Annotated in this window: 16 protein-coding genes; 6 read left to right on the forward strand and 10 right to left on the reverse strand. The window is 45.6% G+C overall.

The genetic code is table 11. From position 1 onward, the window contains the following. The first annotated feature begins 38 nt into the window (after positions 1–38). The 6 genes from FR741_RS03255 to FR741_RS03280 all read left to right on the forward strand — a co-directional run bounded on the left by FR741_RS03255 (position 39) and on the right by FR741_RS03280 (position 6,113). Positions 39–407: a YacL family protein gene (locus FR741_RS03255; protein ID WP_012841428.1), complete on the forward strand. Its 369-nt coding sequence runs from the start codon at positions 39–41 to the stop codon at positions 405–407. A 188-nt stretch (positions 408–595) separates the two neighbouring features. After that, positions 596–934: a P-II family nitrogen regulator gene (locus tag FR741_RS03260; protein WP_005396729.1), complete on the forward strand. Its 339-nt coding sequence runs from the start codon at positions 596–598 to the stop codon at positions 932–934. A gap of 27 nt (positions 935–961) precedes the next feature. Further along, positions 962–2,191, forward strand: coding sequence for an ammonium transporter (locus FR741_RS03265; protein WP_046875065.1), 1,230 nt, complete (start codon positions 962–964; stop codon positions 2,189–2,191). A gap of 152 nt (positions 2,192–2,343) precedes the next feature. Then, a complete protein-coding gene (locus tag FR741_RS03270) occupies positions 2,344–3,357 on the forward strand; it encodes a Fe(3+) ABC transporter substrate-binding protein (RefSeq protein WP_005386566.1) in 1,014 nt (337 codons plus the stop codon). 99 nt (positions 3,358–3,456) lie between these two features. Then, positions 3,457–5,082, forward strand: a complete 1,626-nt coding sequence (locus FR741_RS03275; protein ID WP_005396731.1) for an ABC transporter permease — start codon at positions 3,457–3,459, stop codon at positions 5,080–5,082. After that, the gene (locus FR741_RS03280) at positions 5,082–6,113 is read left to right on the forward strand and encodes an ABC transporter ATP-binding protein (RefSeq protein ID WP_167426257.1); all 1,032 of its coding nucleotides are present in this window, start codon (positions 5,082–5,084) and stop codon (positions 6,111–6,113) included. The genes FR741_RS03275 and FR741_RS03280 overlap by 1 nt, the downstream gene beginning before the upstream one ends. 153 nt (positions 6,114–6,266) lie before the next feature. Here FR741_RS03280 and FR741_RS03285 read toward each other — a convergent pair whose 3' ends face one another. From FR741_RS03285 to FR741_RS03330, 10 genes are all read right to left on the reverse strand, one after another. Then, positions 6,267–7,679, reverse strand: a complete 1,413-nt coding sequence (locus FR741_RS03285) for a phosphoglucomutase/phosphomannomutase family protein (RefSeq protein WP_167426258.1) — start codon at positions 7,677–7,679, stop codon at positions 6,267–6,269. Positions 7,680–7,785: 106 nt separating this feature from the next. After that, entirely contained in the window at positions 7,786–10,194 is a 2,409-nt protein-coding gene (locus FR741_RS03290) for a GH36-type glycosyl hydrolase domain-containing protein (RefSeq protein WP_167426259.1), read from the reverse strand. A gap of 84 nt (positions 10,195–10,278) precedes the next feature. Further along, positions 10,279–12,198 (reverse strand): beta-N-acetylhexosaminidase, encoded by a 1,920-nt coding sequence (locus tag FR741_RS03295; RefSeq protein WP_167426260.1) that lies wholly within the window; start codon positions 12,196–12,198, stop codon positions 10,279–10,281. An 8-nt stretch (positions 12,199–12,206) separates the two neighbouring features. Beyond that, positions 12,207–13,097, reverse strand: coding sequence for an N-acetylglucosamine kinase (locus tag FR741_RS03300; protein ID WP_167426261.1), 891 nt, complete (start codon positions 13,095–13,097; stop codon positions 12,207–12,209). Between the two features lie 2 nt (positions 13,098–13,099). Next, positions 13,100–14,839 (reverse strand): glycoside hydrolase family 9 protein, encoded by a 1,740-nt coding sequence (locus FR741_RS03305; protein ID WP_167426262.1) that lies wholly within the window; start codon positions 14,837–14,839, stop codon positions 13,100–13,102. Positions 14,840–14,901: 62 nt separating this feature from the next. Continuing rightward, complete coding sequence (locus FR741_RS03310; protein WP_005394711.1) at positions 14,902–15,897, reverse strand: ABC transporter ATP-binding protein; 996 nt, start codon at positions 15,895–15,897, stop codon at positions 14,902–14,904. A gap of 48 nt (positions 15,898–15,945) precedes the next feature. Continuing rightward, positions 15,946–16,929, reverse strand: a complete 984-nt coding sequence (locus tag FR741_RS03315) for an ABC transporter ATP-binding protein (RefSeq protein ID WP_005394709.1) — start codon at positions 16,927–16,929, stop codon at positions 15,946–15,948. Between the two features lie 2 nt (positions 16,930–16,931). Further along, positions 16,932–17,957, reverse strand: a complete 1,026-nt coding sequence (locus tag FR741_RS03320) for an ABC transporter permease (RefSeq protein ID WP_005394707.1) — start codon at positions 17,955–17,957, stop codon at positions 16,932–16,934. Positions 17,958–17,959: 2 nt separating this feature from the next. Then, a complete protein-coding gene (locus FR741_RS03325; protein ID WP_005394705.1) occupies positions 17,960–18,946 on the reverse strand; it encodes an ABC transporter permease in 987 nt (328 codons plus the stop codon). 170 nt (positions 18,947–19,116) lie between these two features. Then, positions 19,117–20,799 (reverse strand): ABC transporter substrate-binding protein, encoded by a 1,683-nt coding sequence (locus tag FR741_RS03330; protein WP_005394703.1) that lies wholly within the window; start codon positions 20,797–20,799, stop codon positions 19,117–19,119. Positions 20,800–21,341: the final 542 nt, after the last annotated feature.

The following is a 21,341-nucleotide window of genomic DNA, read 5'->3' on the forward strand; positions in this document are numbered from 1 at the left end:
TATACTCCGCACCAAATTGATACGAAAAGGCAATCTCGATGGAATTTGAATTCATCCGTAACACGTTGATGGGCGAGTACTACGTAAAATGCAGCATGGGGCATGAGATTGTTGGGCGCTGGCTACAAGAAGAAATTGGCAAAGATCCTATGAAGATTGCTCAGGTTGAAAAGCTAATTGAGCAGTCATTTTCAGCGCCTTCTCAAGAGCATAACCTAACAGGTACAGAAATTAGCTTGATGATTCAGGGCGATGAAGTCCTAGTGCAAGAAAACGCATTGGCCCATGACCATGATGTTGAGATGGAAAGTGAATTCGATTTCTACAATGCAGAAAGTACAGCAAGCTGTGGAATAGAGGACTTCATGATTCTTATCGAGCGATGGAAAGACTTTTTGAACATTTAGTGCACAGTTTTGGGTAACTTTCCTTCTGTTGCTTTAAATTTGTGAAAAGGGCGCACCGATATGGTGCGCCCTTTTTGTTTATAGATATGTAAATTGACGTTAGTTTTTATTATTCAATGACTTAAAAACTTGGCACGTAGATTGGATTATTAGAAGTGTTTCAGGATGAAAGCTTCGGAGAGAATTGAATGAAAATAATCAATGCCATTATTAAGCCGTTTAAATTAGACGATGTGCGAGAAGCATTGGCTAACGTCGGTATCGAAGGGATGACGGTATCAGAAGTTAAAGGGTTTGGTCGTCAAAAAGGCCACACGGAACTGTATCGCGGCGCTGAGTATCAGGTCGATTTCCTACCAAAAGTGAAAATTGAAATCGCTACTCACGCGGATAATGTTGAACGAGTGGTTGAAGCGATTACAAAAGCTGCGCAAACAGGAAAGATTGGTGACGGTAAAATTTTTGTCTACGACCTGAACCAAGCGGTGCGTATCCGAACAGGCGAAATGGACGCAGAAGCACTTTAAGAATTCAAGGGATTGGAGAAACTTATTATGGAATTAACAACAACAGTAACCGAGTTACGTTACGCACTTGACACCTTTTTCTTCCTCATTTCCGGTGCGTTGGTAATGTGGATGGCAGCTGGTTTTGCGATGCTAGAGGCTGGTCTTGTGCGCTCTAAGAACACAACAGAAATTCTTACGAAGAACATCTGTTTGTACGCAATTGCATGTACGATGTTTCTGATCGTTGGTTACAACATCATGTATGTCGACAACGGAGAAGGAGGCTGGTTACCTTCATTTGGTGCGCTGATTGGTACCCAAGGAGAAGGGGCTGATCACTCTCTAGAGTCTGATTTCTTCTTCCAAGTCGTCTTCGTTGCAACTGCAATGTCCGTCGTTTCTGGTGCGGTGGCTGAACGTATGAAGCTTTGGTCTTTCTTGGTTTTCTCTGCGATTTTGACCGCATTTATCTACCCAATGGAAGGTTATTGGACATGGGGCGGTGGTTTCCTAGCAGAAGCTGGATTTAGCGACTTTGCAGGTTCAGGTATCGTACATATGGCTGGTGCTTCTGCAGCTCTCGCTGGTGTGTTATTGCTTGGTGCTCGTAAAGGTAAATATGGCAAAAACGGTGAAATCTACCCGATTCCAGGTTCAAACATGCCTTTGGCAACGCTAGGTACTTTCATCCTTTGGTTTGGTTGGTTTGGGTTTAACGGTGGTTCTCAGTTGATGGTTTCAGACTTTGAGAATGCAACAGCGGTAGGTCAGATCTTCCTAAACACCAACGCAGCAGCTGCTGCAGGTGCTATTGCGGCGCTATTTGTATGTAAAACGACTTGGGGCAAAGCGGATTTAACGATGATTCTCAATGGTGCGCTAGCGGGCTTGGTTGCTATCACCGCAGATCCTCTATCACCATCGCCATTATATGCAGTTGCTATCGGTGCAGTATCTGGCGCGCTAGTTGTATTCAGCATCATTGGCCTAGATAAACTAAAAATTGATGACCCAGTCGGTGCGATTTCAGTGCACGGTGTTTGTGGCTTCTTTGGTTTGATGGTTGTACCACTAAGTAACGGCGATGCTACATTCGGTGCGCAGCTTTTAGGTGCAGTCGTTATCTTTGCTTGGGTATTTGGTGCCAGTCTAGTGGTGTGGGCTATCTTGAAAGCAACCGTTGGAATTCGCGTCACGGAAGATGAAGAAATGGAAGGTATGGACATGCATGATTGTGGCGTCGGTGCGTACCCAGAATTTGTCACTGTGAAGTAATCAATAGCCTGTAATAAATAGTTACACTCTCAACATATAAAAACCTGCTCCGATGAGCAGGTTTTTTAATATTTGTCATTGTCTTCTTATTGAACATACATATAATAACGCAACTGATAAACGTTATCATTAGCATGGTAAAGGATTAAACAATGAAAAAACTGCTAACTCTTTCAGCATTAACTTGCGCTACCTTAGCTCCAACAGCAATGGCTGCTGAAGAAGTGAACGTCTACTCTTACCGTCAACCTTTCCTAGTTGAACCTATGTTCAACGAGTTCACTAAAGAAACTGGCATCAAAGTAAACGTAAAATTTGCTAAAAAAGGCTTAGCAGAAAAGCTAGCTCAAGAAGGCGAGTACAGCCCAGCTGATGTTATCCTTACGACAGACATCAGTCGTCTAGCTGAACTGACAAACAAAGGTTTAGTTCAGAAAGTAGATAGCAAAATCATTGAAGAAAACGTACCAGCTCAATACCAAGATAAAGAGAATGAGTGGTTTGCCCTAACTCTACGCTCACGTAGTGTTTACTCTTCACGTGATCGCGTAGGTAAACTAGGCGCAGATTTCAACTATGCAGATCTAGCTAAGCCAGAGTTCAAAGGTAAAATTTGTACTCGTAGCGGTAAGCACCCGTACAACGTTTCTCTAGTTTCAGCAATGATTGCTCACAATGGCGAAGCAGAAACCAAAGAGTGGTTGGAAGGCGTGAAAGCAAACCTTGCTCGCAAACCACAAGGCAACGATCGTGCACAAGTTAAAGCGATCAAAGAAGGTCTATGTGATGTTTCTCTAGGTAACAGCTACTACCTAGGTAAAATGGTTAACGACAAAGAGCAAAAAGCTTGGGCAGATGCAGTTTACATCAACTTCCCTAACCAAGAGACTACAGGTACTCACGTAAACATCTCTGGTATGGCGATGGCGAAGTACTCTCCAAACAAAGACAATGCTGTGAAGCTAATGGAATTCCTAACGGGTGACAAAGCGCAGCAGATGTACGCAGAAGTTAACTACGAGTACCCTGTTAAAGAAGGCGTGAAGCGTTCTGAACTTGTGGAATCTTGGGGTGACTTTAAAGCAGACAAGCTTTCTCTAGACGATATTGCAGCCAATCACGAAGCGGCAATTAAGCTATTAGACGAAGTGAAATTTGACCTTTAATTCCTTGTGGGGGTATAACAGTACCCCCATTTGATTAAAGGATATGAGATGTATTTGCAACAGCATTTGTATTTCATACAGCCTTGCAGTAATTAGGCGATGAAAGATAAACACTCTTTATGGAAAACCAGTAGTGGGGTAATAACTCTGTTACTGGTTTTGCCGATCTTAGCGATCTTCTACACCGCAATTGGTGAAACGGATGATTTGTTTGCCCATTTAATGGCGACAGTCATGCCGACTTATATTTTTAACACGGTTGCGCTCACTATTGGCGTAATGGTGTTGTCCTTAATTCTTGGTATACCAAGCGCTTGGATAATGGCCATGTGTAAACTGCCGACCGAAAAATGGTTGCAGTGGGCATTGGTGTTACCTCTTGCGATGCCAGGTTATATCATTGGTTATATTTTTACTGATTGGTTTGATTTTGCTGGTCCAATTCAGATCTTTTTGCGTGATGTAACCGGATGGGGACCTGGCGAGTATTGGTTCCCTGATATTCGCACCTTGCCTGGCGCAACCTTTGTGTTGGCTTTAGTGCTGTACCCTTACGTGTATTTGCTGTGTCGAGCTGCATTTATGGAGCAAAATGTCTCTTTGTTGCAAAGCGCGCGTTTGCTCAAGTGCTCTCCATGGGAAAGTTTTTGGCGCATCTCGATGCCACTAGTGCGACCTTCTATCGCTGTGGGTTTGTCGCTGGTCGCAATGGAGACCATCGGTGACTTTGGTACTGTAAGTTACTTCGCTGTGAATACGTTAACCACAGCGGTCTACGATACTTGGTTGGGGTACTCTAATCTTAATGCAGCAGCCAAGATTTCAGCCATGATGCTTGTCATTGTAGTACTGCTCCTCAGTGCCGAACGCTACAGTCGTCGTAAACAAAAGCTTTTTCAAAGCCAATTTAACAGTCACGAAGATTTTCGTTATGAGTTGACGGGCTGGAAAAAGTGGACCGCGCTGGTTTGGTGTTGGGGCTTGGTTTCGGTCGCGTTTATTTTGCCATTACTACAGCTGATTGATTATGCGATAACTTACTTTGCGCAGAGTTGGACCCCCGAGTTTCGTGAATACGCATGGAATAGTTTGGTCGTGTCGGTTATTGCCGCCATTATTGGTGTTGCTGTCGCACTGATCGTTAACTTTACCCATCGCGTCAATGGCAAGCGCGAAAGCTTGGCATTTATGCGTCTTTCTTCAATGGGGTATGCAGTGCCAGGAACCGTATTAGCGATTGGTGTGATGGTCGCAGTACTATTTATGGATCACCGCGTCAACGACCTTGCTAAAGCCATGGAATGGGGAAGACCGGGACTTATTTTTTCTGGCTCCATGTTCGCCCTGGTTTTTGCCATGGTTGTGCGCTTTTCAGCGGTGGCGATTGGTAGTATCGAAAGTAACTTAAATAAAATTTCGCCTTCGTTAGATATGGCGTCTCGCACCATGGGTTGTAAGCCTAATGCCATGCTGTGGCGTGTGCACTTTCCGTTGGTTAAACGTGGTGCACTGATTGCGGCTCTGTTAGTGTTTATCGAGTCGATGAAAGAGCTCAATGCGGCTCTATTACTTCGTCCATTTAACTTTGAAACGCTAGCCACATACGTTTATAACTTCGCCTCGGATGAGCATTTAGAATTGGCCGCTTTGCCTGCGGTTCTGTTGGTTCTTGTTGGGTTGATCCCGCTTGTTGTTGTTAACCGTTCACTGGAGCAAAATCACTGATGAGCTGCGCATTATCAATTAAAAACCTAACTTGCCAATATGATGATCAAACCGTACTGGAGTCATTGTCTCTTGAGGTGGAACAAGGGCAAATTGTCTGTTTACTAGGTGCAAGTGGTTGCGGAAAAACAACACTATTAAAAGCCGTTGCAGGGCTATTGCCATTAACGTCAGGCGAAATGAGCTTAAATTGCGTCACGATTGATGATGGGGAGAACTGGTTGCCACCAGAACAGCGTAATATAGGGATGATTTTCCAAGATTATGCGCTTTTTCCTCACCTGACGGTGGAGCAAAATATTGCCTTTGGCTTAAAGCATTACTCGACAAAAGAGAAAAATGGCAAAGTTCAAGAGATGCTCGATCTCGTGCATTTGCAAGGCTATGGCGATCGTTATCCACATCAGTTGTCTGGTGGACAGCAGCAGCGTGTTGCGATTGCTCGCTCATTAGCTTACAGCCCAGACTTATTGTTGCTAGATGAGCCGTTCTCTAATATTGATACGCAAGTTCGCCATGAGTTGATAAGTGAGATCCGTAAGATTTTTAAGGCGCAAGGCGTGACTGCCATTTTTGTTACGCATAGCCGTGAAGAGGCTTTTGCCTTCGCTGATAAAATGGCAGTGATGAACAATGGTGTTATCGAGCAATATGGCACGGCATCTGAGCTTTACTACCAGCCTTCAAGTAAGTTTGTTGCGGATTTCTTGGGTGGTGGTAGCTATCTTGCCGCTAAACGAGTTTCGGATTCAGAATATGAAACCCACTTGGGTGTGGTTGAAGCCACAGCCCAACAAGAGATCCCAGTGCAGTCTGAATGCTCTTTGTTGCTAAGGCCGCAACATGTGCAAATTCAATCTGATGAAGAGAGCTCAGTAACGGTGCTGGAGCAGCACTTTATGGGCGACCATTGCCGTTACGTGATTGATGCGAATGGCGACCGTTTGTTGGCTACAGCATCGCAGGCATTAAATATTGGTGAGTCTGTTGCTGTGAAAATTGAAACGCAGGGCGTGCTGGCATTCGCTTAATGTCTCTGCATACGGGATTGCGAATCCATTCTCGATTTGTTGATACAAAAAAGCCCGGCAGTGATGCCGGGCAAGTGCTCTTCTCCTGTTGATGAGCGCCTTTTCAGACAGCGTCGACTCTCATCATTGTGCTCGAAGCGGGCACAAGGTCAGTTATAAAGATAAGAAGTCTTTAAACTGTTGAAGAACACGTTCCGCAGTGTCCTTATCTTGCATTTCTGCAAAAATACGTAGTAACGGCTCAGTACCAGAAAAGCGGGCGATGATCCAACCACCATTCTTGAAATACACTTTCGCACCATCTTCATAGCTGACTTTTTCGATCTCAAATTCAAACTCAGGCAACAGCTTTTCAACATAAATTTTGTTGAACAGTACCTCTTTTTGCGCTGGTTTGAATTTGCAATCGCCTTCTGCCATGTAGGCATAACCGTACTTACCGTAGATTTCATCCAGCAACTCAGACAATTTCTTGCCTGTTACTGAAATCATTTCAACTAACAAGCTAGACGCGAAGACGCCATCTTTACCTTTGATGTGGCCGCGAATGGTTAGGCCGCCAGAGCTTTCCCCACCAATCAGTGAGTCATCCGCTTCCATTTGGGAACTGATGTGCTTAAAGCCTACAGGAACCTCAAAGCATTTCTCGCCATGATCTTCGGCAATTTTGTCGAGAAGGTGGGTGGTTGCGATGTTACGTACCACGGAGCCTGTCCAACCTTTGTATTCAAGTAGATAGTAGTAAAGCAGTAGTAGTACTTCATTTGGATGAATGAAGTTACCTTTTTCGTCAATAATACCAAGACGGTCCGCATCGCCATCGGTACCGATGCCAATATCGTAACCTTGCTCTTTTACTAGGTGCATCAAACGGTAGAGTGTTGCAGCACTTGGCGAAGGCATTAACCCACCGAAGTCTGGGTTTTTTCCATCGTTAATTACATCAACGTCACAGCGGCCATTGATTAATACGGTTTGCAGCGCATTTTTTGCGACACCGAACATCGGGTCAATCAAAACGCGTAGGTTGGCTTTTTTGATCGACTCGATATCAATAAAGTTAATGATCGAATCTACGAATTCGTTCATCGGGTTGATAATTTGAATCAGCTTATCTTCAACCGCTTGTTCAAAATCGACACTTTTTACATCTTGTGCAGTGAGCGTATCGATTTGTGATTCGATTTTTTGGGTGATGATTTCATCTGCATCACGACCGCCTTCAATGAAGACTTTAATGCCGTTGTAATCGGCCGGGTTGTGCGATGCCGTAATACATGCAGAGTAAGCACAGCCCATTTCCTTCGCTTTAAACATTACGATAGGCGTTGGAACAAACTTATCGATAAAGCTAACGACGATGCCGTTTGCTGCTAAAACTTCGGCAAACCAACGGCCAGCTTTGTCAGACAGAAAACGTCGGTCATAGCCAATGACAAAGCCGCGATCAGCAACAGATTCGTTATTCGTAATGTTTGCGACTGCTTGAGCCACCAAGCGTACATTATCTTTGGTGAATTCTTCACCGATGAATGCGCGCCAACCGCCTGTACCAAATTTGATCATGATTCGAACCTCAATAAGGGCGGTAATACACCGCGCCTTAAAATTTTGCTAGCGAGCCCAATGCACAAGCTAAAGAGCAAAAGTGCATTGGGACGTTTTGAAGCGATTAACCTAGTGTTACGATCACTTCGTTCACGGAGCCTTCCGCTTGAACTGGTACAGAGGCACCATTTACTGCTTCACCGTTCACAGTAATCGACTTCACGCCTTTGCTGACTGAATCAGGGTTAACAACTTTGATGTTGTAAGTCGCGCCTAGCCACTGACGAGTCACTTCAAATCCAGGCCAGTTAGTTGGAATACATGGATCGATAGTTAGACCATCAAAACCTGTGCGCACACCAAGGATAAAGTTGGTCACTGCGAAGTAAGCCCAACCAGATGTGCCAGTTAGCCATGGGTGGTTTGCACGACCGTGATCTTGGTGGTCTCGACCCATAATGAACTGCACGTAGGAGTACGGTTCTGCAATACGTTTTTCGATGATGTCGTTCTGGTTGTATGGGTTTAGTGCATCGTAGAATTTCATTGCACGGTCACCACGACCCAGTTTCGCTTCAGCTACCCAAGCCCATGGGTTTGGATGCGAGAAGATTGCACCGTTCTCTTTTACGCCTTGGTAAACGCGAGTTACGAAGCCGATATCATCATTCGGTGTTGCAAAAGATGGTGAGTTTAGGTGAAGGCCGTATTCAGAGAAGAGGTTCTCGTCGACTGCGTCCATCGCTTTTTCGCCGCGCTCTTGAGATACCGCACCAGAAAGTACCGCAAGCGTGTTTGACTCTAGGTGTACTCGACCTTCTACTTGTTGTGCAGTACCGATCTTGTCGCCATTTTTCGTCAGACCACGGATGTACCAACCGCCTTCGTCGTCCCAAAGGTGTGTTTCACACGCTTCACGCACGTTTGCTGCCATTTCCGTGTATTTTTCAACGTCGGCTTCTTTACCTAGGTATTTCGCTAGGTCGATGAACTCTTGCAGTGCCCAGAAGTGTAGGAACGACACCATTGAAGATTCACCACCTCCTAGGTTTAGACAGTCGTTCCAGTCTGCACGTAGACCTTTACAGATGCCCGTTTGACCCACGTATTCAGCTGAGAAGTCTAGCGCAGCTTTCATGTGGTCATACACGGTTGCATCACCGCCATCCGCGTAAGGAATCACTTCGTCGAAGAAGCTGTGCTCACCGGTTTCCATCACGTACTTACAGATGGTTGGAACTAGCCATAGGTGATCATCAGAACATGTGTCTTCGATGCCGTGAATCTTATCTTCGTCAGAAGGTGTTGGAACTACGGTTGGAGATTTCGATGGTTTAACATCTGCTTTCTCTGGATCGAACCAATCTGGATCGAATAGGTGTAGACCGTAACCCGCTTTCACTTGGCCGCGCAGTAGGTCAACGATACGTTTACGCGTCATTGCTGGGTTAGCGTGAGGGACTGAGATTGCATCTTGCGCTGTATCACGGTAACCAAGACCAGTACGACCACCTACTTCGATGAATGAAGCAAAACGAGACCACACCACACACGTTTCCGCTTGGTATAACGTCCAAGCGTTGATCATGGTATCTAGACCTTCGTTTGGAGATTTCACTTGGAACTTGCCACAGCGCTCATCCCAGTGTGCTTTGATGCCAGCAAATGCGTTGTCGACTTCTGCAAGGTCTTGGTATTTAGCACGTAGACGCTCACCGTTGCCTTTACCGATACCTAGAATGTAAGCAAAGCGAACTTCTTCACCCGGTTGGATAGTAAATTGCTTATGTAGAGAGCCACAGTGGTTGTAACACGTTTGCGCTGTGTTGAAACACTTACCTTGTTCTACTGCTAACGGGTTTGCTTCATCACGGTATAGGCCTAGGAAGCTGTCACGTTGGCCGTCGTATGAATCTGGGTCAAATGTTGAAGCTAGGTAGTAGAAACCTTCGAAATCGTTGGTGTTGTAGTACAGGTCGTACTCAATCACGCCTTCATTGTAAGCCGTACCTGCTGAGTACAGAGACATCTGATGGTTTTGGTTATCAGATTGAATATGGCTGAATGAGAACTCAACAAATGAGAATGCGCTGATCGTGCGTGGTTTATCTGAGGTGTTTTTAATCACTACATCCCAGATTTCAGCGTCTTCGCCTTTTGGTACAAAGAGCGTTTTGGTTGCGCTAATACCGCTGTATTCACACTTGAACTTAGAGTATGACAAACCATGACGAACTTCGTAGTTCGCTTCGTCTAGGCTTTTGGCGACTGGTTGCCAAGAGATTGACCAGTAATCACCCGTCTCATCATCACGTAGGTAAACGTAGTGTCCTGGGCGATCGAATGTCGCGTTTGGACGGAATTTAGTAACACGGTTGTATTCTGGAGAGTTGTAGAACGAGTAGCCCCCCGCGTTATGCGAGATAACGGTACAGAATTTTTCTGTACCTAGGTAGTTGGTCCAAGGAGCAGGTACATCAGGGCGAGTAATGACGTATTCACGATTCTCGTTATCGAAATAGCCGTATTTCATTTGTGTCTTTCCTTTTTACAAAGCTGCGTCTGCAGCCAAAATTTAAAAACTCTTCAAGCGTGATGCTTCTACATCAGCTCTGTATTACTTCCACGGTTTACGGTAATTCACTCCCTGCAAATCAAGCAGCGGTAGGTGTCCTTTCAAACGTGATAAATAGTCGGTCCAGTCTCGGTGTTGTTTGTCTGTCCAACATGCTTCTGCCATTGCGGTTAAGCGCGGGAAGACCATGTAGTCCATACGAGACTGGTTGTTAATGATTTCGCACCACAATGCTGTTTGAATGCCCCAAATGCGTTTGCGTATTGGATCGTCAGCTGGCACTTCAGCGAGTGGTTCATAGTTGTAAGCTTTTTCTAGCGGCAACGGGTTGGCCCAATCCACGCCCGGTTCTTCTGGTGCGTAATCTTGGGTCATATCTAGGTAGGTGGTTTGTGCAGGTTGTAGCACCACATCGAAACCTTGGCGCGCGCAGTTCAACGCCGCTTCTTCGCTTAACCACGAATAGATCACTGTGTCTTTGCTAACTTTGTCGCCATGCTGTGCTTCTTCCCAACCCAGCATGCGCTTGCCCAATTTACGAAGTTTGTCTTCGGCATGACGCAAGAAGTGCCCTTGCAACTCTTTGTAGTCGCTGTAACCTTGTTGCTCCATTAGTGCTTGGCACGCAGGGCTTTTTGACCAAACCCCGTTAGGTACTTCATCCGCACCGATATGAACATAAGGCGCAGGGAACAACGCGGAGACTTCTTCCAACACTTTATCGATAAACTCATAGCTCCCCGGCAGAGCTGGGTTAATGACGTTGTCGTTGTAATGCTGAATGCTGCGGTATTCGGTGGTGTCTTCTGCTTCTACCAATAGGTGTGGTAACGACTTGATGGCAGCTCGGCAGTGGCCTGGTACATCGATTTCAGGGATAACAGTGATGCCTCGTTTCGAAGCAAAGGAAACCACGTCTTTGATGTCTTCTTGAGTGTAAAAACCGCCGTAACACTCAGCAAGGTGCGTGTACTGTGGCTCATTGGTTTCATCCAACCCACGCCATGCGCCAATATCGGTTAGTTGAGGCAATGATTTGATCTCAATTCGCCAACCTTCATCATCGGTAAGGTGCCAATGGAATGTATTGAACTTGTAGTGAGCCAACTGGTTGATCAAACGTTTGACTTGCTCAACGGAGTGAAAATGGCGAGCACAATCTAGCATCATACCGCGGTAACGAAAACGTGGTCGGTCTTTGATTGAACAGCAAACCACTTCCATTGAGGCTGGTTGATCGCCAACTTTGATCAGTTGCAATAACGTTGCACAAGCATGGGTAAAACCAGACGAAGATCCTGCTTCAATTTTGATCGACTCTTCTGCTACCTTCAGCTTGTAAGCGCCTTCATCCAAGGTTGGGTTGCCTTTGAAGATGATCTGACTGCCATTGTCTGATGCGAGCTCAAATTGATGAATGCGCTTAAGCTCTTCAAGTAACCACTCTTTAGCTGCATTGGCTAGGTTTGAATAAACCGCAACGCCAGCTTGATGATTAAAGCTAAAGCAGTGATCGCTGACTTCTATATGGTTTGGTTTTGGCAATAAAGGTTGCGCATGCGTCAAGCTGGAAGGGATCTCACTACGTTCACGGTACGGTGAAGCCAATACGATCGGCGTAACATCGACTTGAGCTCGCTGAAGGTTGCCGTTGACTTCAAAGTTGACCAAGGCTTCATTGAATCCATCAGAATAGTAACGGAATGGGTTCGAACCAATACTGAACTCGCAGTAAAAATGATGGTTAGCTGCCAGCACCAACCCTTCTGGTTTGAGGGTGCAGTAGCTGCCAATTTGCTTGAGTTGACCATTCGAAATACTATCCGGCAGAATGTAGCGATCAAAAGCAAAAATTAGGCTCCAATTGTGGAGATCTTGATCGCTCAAATTATGGAAAGTCAGTCCGAAACGGCAGTTTTGCTTTTGTTCTGATAGGACGACGAGATCAACACGATATTCCATATCTACTCCTACGCCGCATTGAGCGAGTAAAGGTTATGTTCAGGTTTACCTGCAAACATAATTGCGCCTTCAATCGCGTCAAACTGTGGCTCAACAACCCATTGCTGAACTGGTGGCGAAAGCCAACGTAAAATACGTTCAGCAATGCTGCCCATTAAACAAATACGCGTTGCGCCGCGCTTGTTTAATGCCACGAGAAACATTTCTATATCAGCTGCAGTTTGCTTCAGCATCTCAATTGCTAGTGCATCACCTTGTTCTGCATGTTGGAAAATTGCAGGAGAAAACTGGCCATAATCACGAGGAAGCGCTTGTTTAGACCAAGCCACCACGTTATCAACGTCATTTTCGAAATGTGCCATGACGTGTTGTGCTAGAGGCGTTTTCTCTCTGATATCATCTTCAGCTAACAACACTTGTTGAACTAGGCGAAGCCCCATCACTGCGCCACCACCTTGATCCGAAATAGGGAATTCACGACCACCGACAACGTGCTGCTCCAATCCTTTAAGATAGATGCCACAAGAACCCGTTCCTGCGATCATGATTGCGCCATCTTCGCCATTGTGTGCACCAACGCACGCGCCGTAAGCATCAGTATTAAGAGTCATACTGGCAAATGGATGAGGAAGAGACATAAAGGCTTGCCAAGATGCTTTGTGCTCAGCACCTGCAAGGGCTAAGCCGACATGCATCGATGCAAAATCTTGTTGTGTCAGGCCACCTTGCTCGGCAGCCGAAGTGATGGATTCAAGAATCGAAGCCATTGCAATTTCAGCGCCTAGCATGATGTTGGCGCTGCCGCTTTTGGCCTCGCCAAGAAAATTACCTTGTGAATCTTTGATCCTTGCTCGACATGACGTGCCGCCACCATCGATACCTACAAAATACATCCCCATGATTATTGTTCCTTAATATTTTTAGAGGTTGCCAACTGAGAAATATGCTGAGCTTGACTCATTATCGCGAGTAAGTACCAAGCGCCATGCGGGATCCATTGTTCGCCCCAACGCCAGTTTTGTAACATGTCGTCTTTTTGTGCTGGTGGGTTAAATGCGATGTCTTCCTCGTCTTCAAAGCCGCCAGTGATTCCGTTACACACACCGCCTTTAGCATTGAAGAAACCATATTGAGGAAGGTAATCAGGGTTGTTACGACCGTGGCCGTCAAGCATGCACATGTCATATGGGTTTAAGCCTACAATCCAGTTCAATGCATCTTGAGCAAACACTGAAAGTTGTTGCTGTATTTCTTGCGACGCTATATGCGGTTGAGCAAGATACGCCATGGTCGCGAGTGAGCCCAATCGAGCATTCTCGCCTTGCCACCAATAGCCGGATTCATTGTTGTGTGCGACAAAAAATGCATCGCGTTTTGACTCATTTACGCCTTTAACATACTGGCGAGGGTAACCGAATGGGTTGGTCACTTTATTCGATATTTTGATCTCAAACTCACACGCTCGGTTAACGATGCGTTTTACAGATTCTGTCTGTACGGAGTCGTCTTCAATTGATAGATATTCGCACAAGGCAATAACGGGTAGGCCAGCTTCAGCTGCGTGAAAGTATGGACGACTGCCGTCTTGGTTTGCTGACCAAAAGTGTTGAATCTGCTCGTCGCTCATTTGGCGGGCAACTAAGCGTTGTGCCCACAAACGGCTCTCTTCCAAGTAGCGAGTTTCTTTGGTGGCTTTAAACAGTTCTACACTGGCTAGTAGCGCACTGTATTCGTCGATAATGTTTTCTTCACTATCATTGAGGTATTGCGTATTGTGCTCTTTTAAGTGCCAGTAACCATTTTCAGCAGCGTTGCGGTATTTCTGTTGATCGTATTCTCCGTGAACACCTAAACGCGACGCCGCGGCCAGCGCTGCGATGGCGACACCGCCACCTTGTCGAAAGCCTGCTTGGTAGTCATCAAATTTGTGACCAAGTTGCGTTTCGTAGGCACAGATTTCTCGTTGCGCAGTATCTTTGCTCCACTTATCAAAGACCGTCATGTAGAAGAAGCCTTTCTCGTTTTGCATACGAACAAGGAAGTCTGCACCGAACAGGGCTTCTTCAATAAGACGTGTACGTGTGAAGGCTGCAATGTCTTCGCTTCCTTCAAGCAATGAAAGCCCTTTTAGGATGTTCCAAACCACCATTGGGGTTTGTTGAGGGTTCAAATAATTAGCGTATGAAAGATGACTTAAATATTTGCTAACGTCTCCAGATGCGTCGTACCAGCCTCCGTGTACATCAACCGTTTGGTTGGCGTTGAGCACTGGAACTTGTCGATCTTGTTGATCGAAAATTCCACCACAACGTTGTGATTTGAAGTAGTGGATCACATCCGACAAAGTTTGATCCAACAGAATATGTTCGCCAATGGTGAAAGAGGAAGAGCGCGTATCTTCCACTTGCAGGAAATAGTCGCCTGAATCTGTGAAAGATGAAAAGTCGATGAGGTAGAAATAGCCCTGATGCCAGTTCGCCACTTTACCTTGTTCTTCAACCGCAAAAGTTGCCACGGTTTGCTCGCTAGTGGCACAAATCAATTGGGCAGTGTAAGAAGACAAGTGTGGTTGTTCGGTCTGGACAATGGCTTTCTTTGGGCCCAGATGTTCATAACCAATGTGGTTAGTCAGTAGCAGCATTCAATGTCTCCGGGAAACGATAAAACAGGAATGGGTCAGGCTGAACCTGACCCTCGTTATAATTAATCTTCAAATAAGTAACAGCGAACAAAGTGGTTCTCAGAAAGCTGAGTGACGCCTGGTAGTCGTTCGCGACATTTATCGGTTGCGTGTACGCAGCGTCCTGCAAATGGGCAGCCGACTGAATCCGGTGTCCAAAGTGGGATTTCCCCTTTGTTGCCTTTCAGCTTCTCGTGAATAGACTTCGATGGATCAGGCACAGCAGATACCAACAGTTGCGTATATGGGTGTTGAGGATCGTGAATGATTTCCTCAGTATCCCCCCATTCAACCATGTGACCTACGTACATAACCGCGAGATCTTCAGCAATGTAACGCGCCGTTGCGATGTCGTGAGTGATGTAAAGCAGAGACATTTGTTTTTCAAACTTCATCTCTTCCATCAAGTTCAAAACACCTGCACGAATTGATACGTCCAGCATTGATGTTGGCTCATCTGCCAATACCACTTCTGCACCTACAGCGATGTTACGGGCTAGGTTTACACGTTGACGCTGACCGCCAGATAGCTGGTGCGGGAACTTTTGCGCGGTTTCTTTTGGCGGAATCAGACCAACTTGTTCTAGTAGGTCATACACACGCTCTTCCAGTTCCTTTTTGTTGCCTGGTGCAATCTTTTTATGGATCAGCAACGGGCGAGCAATGTGGTGAAAGATATTGTGTGTAGGGTTTAGTGAGCCAAATGGGTCCTGCCATACCATTTGTACGCCTTCACGGTATGTCATCAAGTCATGCCGAGAGGTAATATCTTGGATATCACGACCTCTGTATTCGATCACCCCCTCTGTAGGGGCGTACATTTTAGCTATCATTTTAGCGGTAGTAGATTTACCAGAGCCTGATTCACCTACTACTGACAAACCGCGGCTCTTGTACATCTTGAATGACACGTCGTTGATCGCGCGCATTTTTGACTGCTTGATTGAGTTACTATTTAAAGGGAAGTCCTTAACGACATGTTTACCCTCAATCAGCAGTTCGCCGAGTTGTTTGCTCATAATTCTCTCCAGTGTAATTTTGTTCTTAGCTAGCGTTATTTTTTGTTGTTAAACCTTAGCTTGAGCAATCGTGTCGCCGTATAAGTGGCAATTTGAAAAACGACCAGGTTCAATTTGACGCAGCTGAGTTGGTACTCGTGTACAAGCTTCGTGGACGCGGTCGCAGCGAGCTTGGAATCGGCAGCCTTGAGGAATCTCTAATAGGTTCAAAGGGTTGCCTGGAATACCAGTTAATTTGGTTTTAGGACCAGTTAGTGGAGGGAAAGAGCTACCCAAACCTTTGGTGTAAGGGTGGTAAGGACTTTCCAGAATTTGCTTAGAAGGGGCAACTTCAATCAACTCACCGGAGTACATAATGCCGATTCGATCCGAGAACTCGACCATGAGTGACAAGTCGTGGGTAATGAAAAGGATCGAGAAGCCGAACTCTTCTTTCAGTGCATAGATTTTTTGTAAGATTTCACGCTGAACCACAACATCGAGTGCCGTCGTTGGCTCATCCATGATGATCATCTTTGGATTGAGAGCCAGAGCAATCGCAATGACTAAGCGCTGGCGCATACCACCAGAAAATTGGTGTGGGTAGTCATTCAAGCGGCTTGGATGAATATCAACGATTTCCAACAATCCTTCGGCGCGCTTTTTCGCTTGTTCACGTGTCATGTTGGTGTGGCGCATGATGACATCGCAAAACTGCTCTTCCATCGTAAGCACCGGATTTAATGCGTTCATTGCACTTTGGAACACCATCGACATCTCGCTCCAGCGGAATGATTGCATACGTTCATCGCTGTACTTAATGATGTCTTCACCGTTGAAGATGACCTCACCACCAGTGATGAATGCTGGCGGCTTATGAAGACGCATGAGCGAGAAAGCAACTGTGGATTTACCACAGCCAGATTCACCTGCCAGGCCAAAGACTTCACCTGGCGCAATGTCAAAGCTAACGTTGTTACAGGCGCGGACATCGCCCGCATCTGTGATGTAATCTACGCATAGGTTACGGATAGAAATTAGTGGTGCAGTCATGATTATTTATCTCCGCTCCATAGTGCATTTTGTGGTGCCATTTCAGGCGCGCGCTCTTTCTTGTCTTTCTCTGCCAGTTTCTTCCAGCGTTTCATCCCTTTGTGAGAACGAAGCTGTGGGTTAGCAATTTCATCAACGGCAAAGTTAAGTAGAGCAAGACCAGTCACCAAAAGAGTTAAGGCGATACAAGGTGCTAATACTTCCCACCATGCGCCAATCAACATTGCTGATGAGGTTTGCACGTTGTAAAGCATGATGCCCCAACTGATGGTGTTGGCATCGCCCAGGCCCAAGAACGAGATTACAGCCTCAGTATTGATAGCGAGCATTACTGAGCCGATGAAGCTTGCACCGACAATCGGGATTAGGTTTGGTAAAATTTCAACGAAGATGATGCGGAATGAAGATTCGCCCAATACTTCAGCGGCTTTCACAAACTCTTTCTCGCGTAGAGCCATGGTTTGAGAACGGACAACACGTGCGCCCCACGCCCAAGAGGTACCAGCGATAATCAAGGCAATGGTGAGTGGACCTGCTTCGCCAATAAAGGCTGCCAGTACAAAGAGTAATGGGTATTGAGGGATTACCAGCATGATGTTCATCGCTGCACTCAATATGTCATCCACTTTGCCGCCGAAGTAACCTGCCGAGATACCAATGACCGTCGCTAGGAAACATACGATGATGCCAGCACCAAAGCCGACACCTAGCGATACGCGTGCACCGTAAGCCACTTGTGACCAAATATCACGACCCATACGTGAAGTTCCCAGAACGTGATCAGCCTTTTTCGACATAATCAGCGTACGACGATCATCTGCTAGATTTTTAGCTACCCAGCCATCAGGATTATTTTGTGCTTGTTTTACGACAAAGCTAGGGTATTCGTGTGGATTACCGGTTCGTTTGTCTGGCGCATGTTTCGTAAGTAAAGGAGCTGCGATCGCAACGAATACGAATACGGTAACAATACCAAGACCGATTCGAGCGAATGAGTTACCTAAAATAAGTTTGAATAGTTCTTTCATGATTATTTGCCTCCCGTACGTAGGCGAGGGTCTAGAATCATGTACAGCATGTCAGCCATTAAGTTGAAGCACAGCATGAACATCGTCATGATAATTAACTGACCTTGAAGTACTTGGTAGTCACGAGCGTGAATTGCGTTAAGTAGCACGGTGCCTAAACCTGGGTAGTTGAAAATCATCTCGATGATCAATTGGCCACCAATGGCCATACCCAAAGACATAGATAGCGCGGTTACACTTGGAAGTAGCGCGTTACGTGCGGCGTAATTGAAGACGACACGGTTCTCGCTCAGCCCTTTGCCTTTCGCCATCGTGATGTAGTCTTCGGCGAGAAGGTTGATCATGTTGTTACGCATATTGACGAGGAAGCCGCCGATCTGAACGATGGTTGCACAGAATAGAGGGAGTACTGCGTGGTAACCCACGTTTTTGATGAACTCCCAGCTTGACCAATCAGGGATAGTACCTGGCGTGTAAGCATAGCCAGATGGGAACCATTTTAGGCCAATCGCAAAGGTAAACAGCGCTAACATTGCGATAACCATCTGTGGGATAGCTTGAATGATCAATGTACCAGGCGTTACGAATGCATCGTACTTACTGCCACGCTTCCATGCGGCAAAAATGCCGAGTACAGAAGCGATTGAGAAAGAAAGTACAACCGCAGTACCAGCTAGGAAGAGAGACCAGCCAAATGCACTACCTAGTAAAGAGTTAACTGAAAGAGGGTAGAACTGGATTGATGTACCTAGCTCCCAACTTAGAATGTTTTTAATGTACGAAAAGTACTGAATGTAAATCGGCCCATCAACGAAACCGAGCAGTTCTTTCATTGCTGCGATTCGTTCTGGCGTCACCTGTACAGAAGCATTAGCAAACATCATGGTAACTGGGTCACCAGGCATTGCTCGCGGAATAATAAAGTTTAACGTCGCTGCAACTAAGAGCGCGACAAGATAGAACGACAAACGTCTTAAAAAATAACCCATAACTCACACCTTACTCACCCAGATTTTTTCCCTGTTTCTGGTTTCAGGTCGCTCCTAGCGAAATTTAGAGCGAAAAATCCCCTGACGACGAGCGCCACATATTGGTTTCGTTAACAAGGGATTTTTATAGGCGGCACACGGGATGTATGCCGCTTGAAATGAACTTCTACTTATTTAACTGGTTTTAGGTCCAGCACGTGAAGTAGACGCTCTGGGATACCAGCCCAAATGTTTGGACGGCCCTTAGGATTTTCTTCGTTCCACCAACCAGTGAAGCGAGTTGTGTTGTATTGATACATGTACGCGCCAGATAGCACAGGAATGGTTACTTGGTCCTGAGCAATGATCTTCTGGATACCATGAGCGATTTCTAGCTGTTCTTGCTTATCAGCGGTTTTGTAGAAGCTGTTAAGAAGACCGTCTAACTTATCGTTCTTGTAGAAGTGCATTGCAAAGCGAGGCATACCGTCACCAGACTGTAGCTTCGAGTTGTAGCCGCTGTCCCAGTACAAGTGTGGATCCGCACCGTGGAAGTAGTTGGTGTAAGCAACGTCGTATGTACCTTCTAGCATTGCTTGGTTGTATACCGAGAAATCTGGAGTACGAGCACGTGCTTTAATGCCTACTTCTGCTAGTTGCTCAACAGCTAGTTGTACAGTGTTGTTAAAGTCAGTCCAACCGTTTGGCGATTGAATGAGAAGCTCGAAAGACTTGCCAGATGGTGTATCTACAAAGCCATCTTTGTTTACATCTTTGAAGCCTGCTTTAGCAAGAAGCTTTTTCGCACCTTCGGCGTTGTATGTGTTGTAACCTTTGTACTTGTTGTGCGTCTCTTCGTCAGACCAAGCTTCGAATGCGTAGCCTAGACCCGAAGCGAAGTCATTTACTGTACCGCCACCGTAGAATGCAATGTCGATAATCGTTTGACGGTCTAGCGCCATAGAGAACGCACGACGGAAGTCAACGTTAGTAAGTGCTTCGTTTTTCGCCGCGTCTGGGTTTTTGAAGTTCACTACAAACGCTTGAGTACCCGCTGGTGGGTACCAGTAGTGGTGATTCGGACTTGCTGCAGCGTAAGTGCGGTCGATGTCTGGTACGAATGAAGACGTCCAGTCCATTTCGCCGTTAACGATTTTGCCCAAGAATTGGTCGTTGTTCGCGATTTGTGGCACTCGTAGACAGTCTACATCTAGGTTATCAGCATCCCAGTAATTCGGGTTTTCACACTGAATGTATAGTTGCGGTGTAAAAGTGTCGATTTCGGTAAATGGACCACTACCTACTGGATTTTCGTTTGTGAATGTTGCTGGATCTTTCACTTTGCTCCATACGTGCTTAGGTACAACTGGTACTTTCGCAATTTCGTAAGGAACGTTAGAGTTTGCTTCGCTTAGACGGAATTTAACTTTGTAGTCGTTAACTTTCTCTACGCCAGTAACCCAAGAGTTGATACCAGATTGGTCTAGCTCTGGTTTCTCTTTAACTAGGTTGAAAGAATAAACTACGTCATCAGCGGTAAACGCTTTGCCGTCAGACCATTTTACGCCCTTACGAATATCGAAGGTCACGCTCATTAGGTCATCAGCCATGGTAAAGTTTTCTGCTAGACGAAATACTGGCGTGTTACCGTGCATTTCGTTAAAAACAACGAGCGGCTCGTAAATAAAGTCGGTTGTTGTGTGCAGGTTAGTTGCACCCAAGAAAGGGTTAAAGTTACGAACGAAAGTTGTAAACTCTTTAGGGTGGATAGTCAGTTCACTGCGTTCAGCCGCAGTAGCTACCGATGCAAAACCTGTAGTAGCCGTTGCAATAATTGCTGTTGCTAGTGCTGTTTTTTTAATATTGGCAAGCATAGCTGTTCCTTACTATTTGCTTTCATTTCACTAAATGGAATTGAATGTCATCAATTGATAAACACTCTCCAAGACCTACCTCTTGTTTATGCATTACTCATTACAACATTGAGTTTCGCCAAGAGTGGCCTGTAGGCCTTAGGCAGGAGTAAGAAAACACCTTATCCATAAAATAATCAAACTCGATTCTCGTTAAAAACGTTAAAATATCGTCACTCTCCGTTATAAACGTTATTTTGGCTAATTTTGACTAGAGATAGACCAAAAAGTAAACGTTGATATGCGTCGCAGTTTATATCCTTATTAATAGTGAGTGTTAGTGATTGCTAACCTATAATCTATTTAAAATAAAAGCCTTCTGGTTCTCTTCCTGGTTCGGAGATCTCGCTCACATGCAGAAAATGTGTTAATTAATTAGCTAAAAATTAATCTGCCGTTCTGTTGTGATTGAGTTCGCAATCTCTGTCAATTGTTGGTTAAAAACCGTTTGTTATCTGAAAAATAGTCTCTTTTATCGACAGTTTTCTCTCATTTATTGCTCT

Source organism: Vibrio diabolicus (genome assembly GCF_011801455.1).
GTDB classification, from domain to species: Bacteria; Pseudomonadota; Gammaproteobacteria; order Enterobacterales; family Vibrionaceae; genus Vibrio; species Vibrio diabolicus.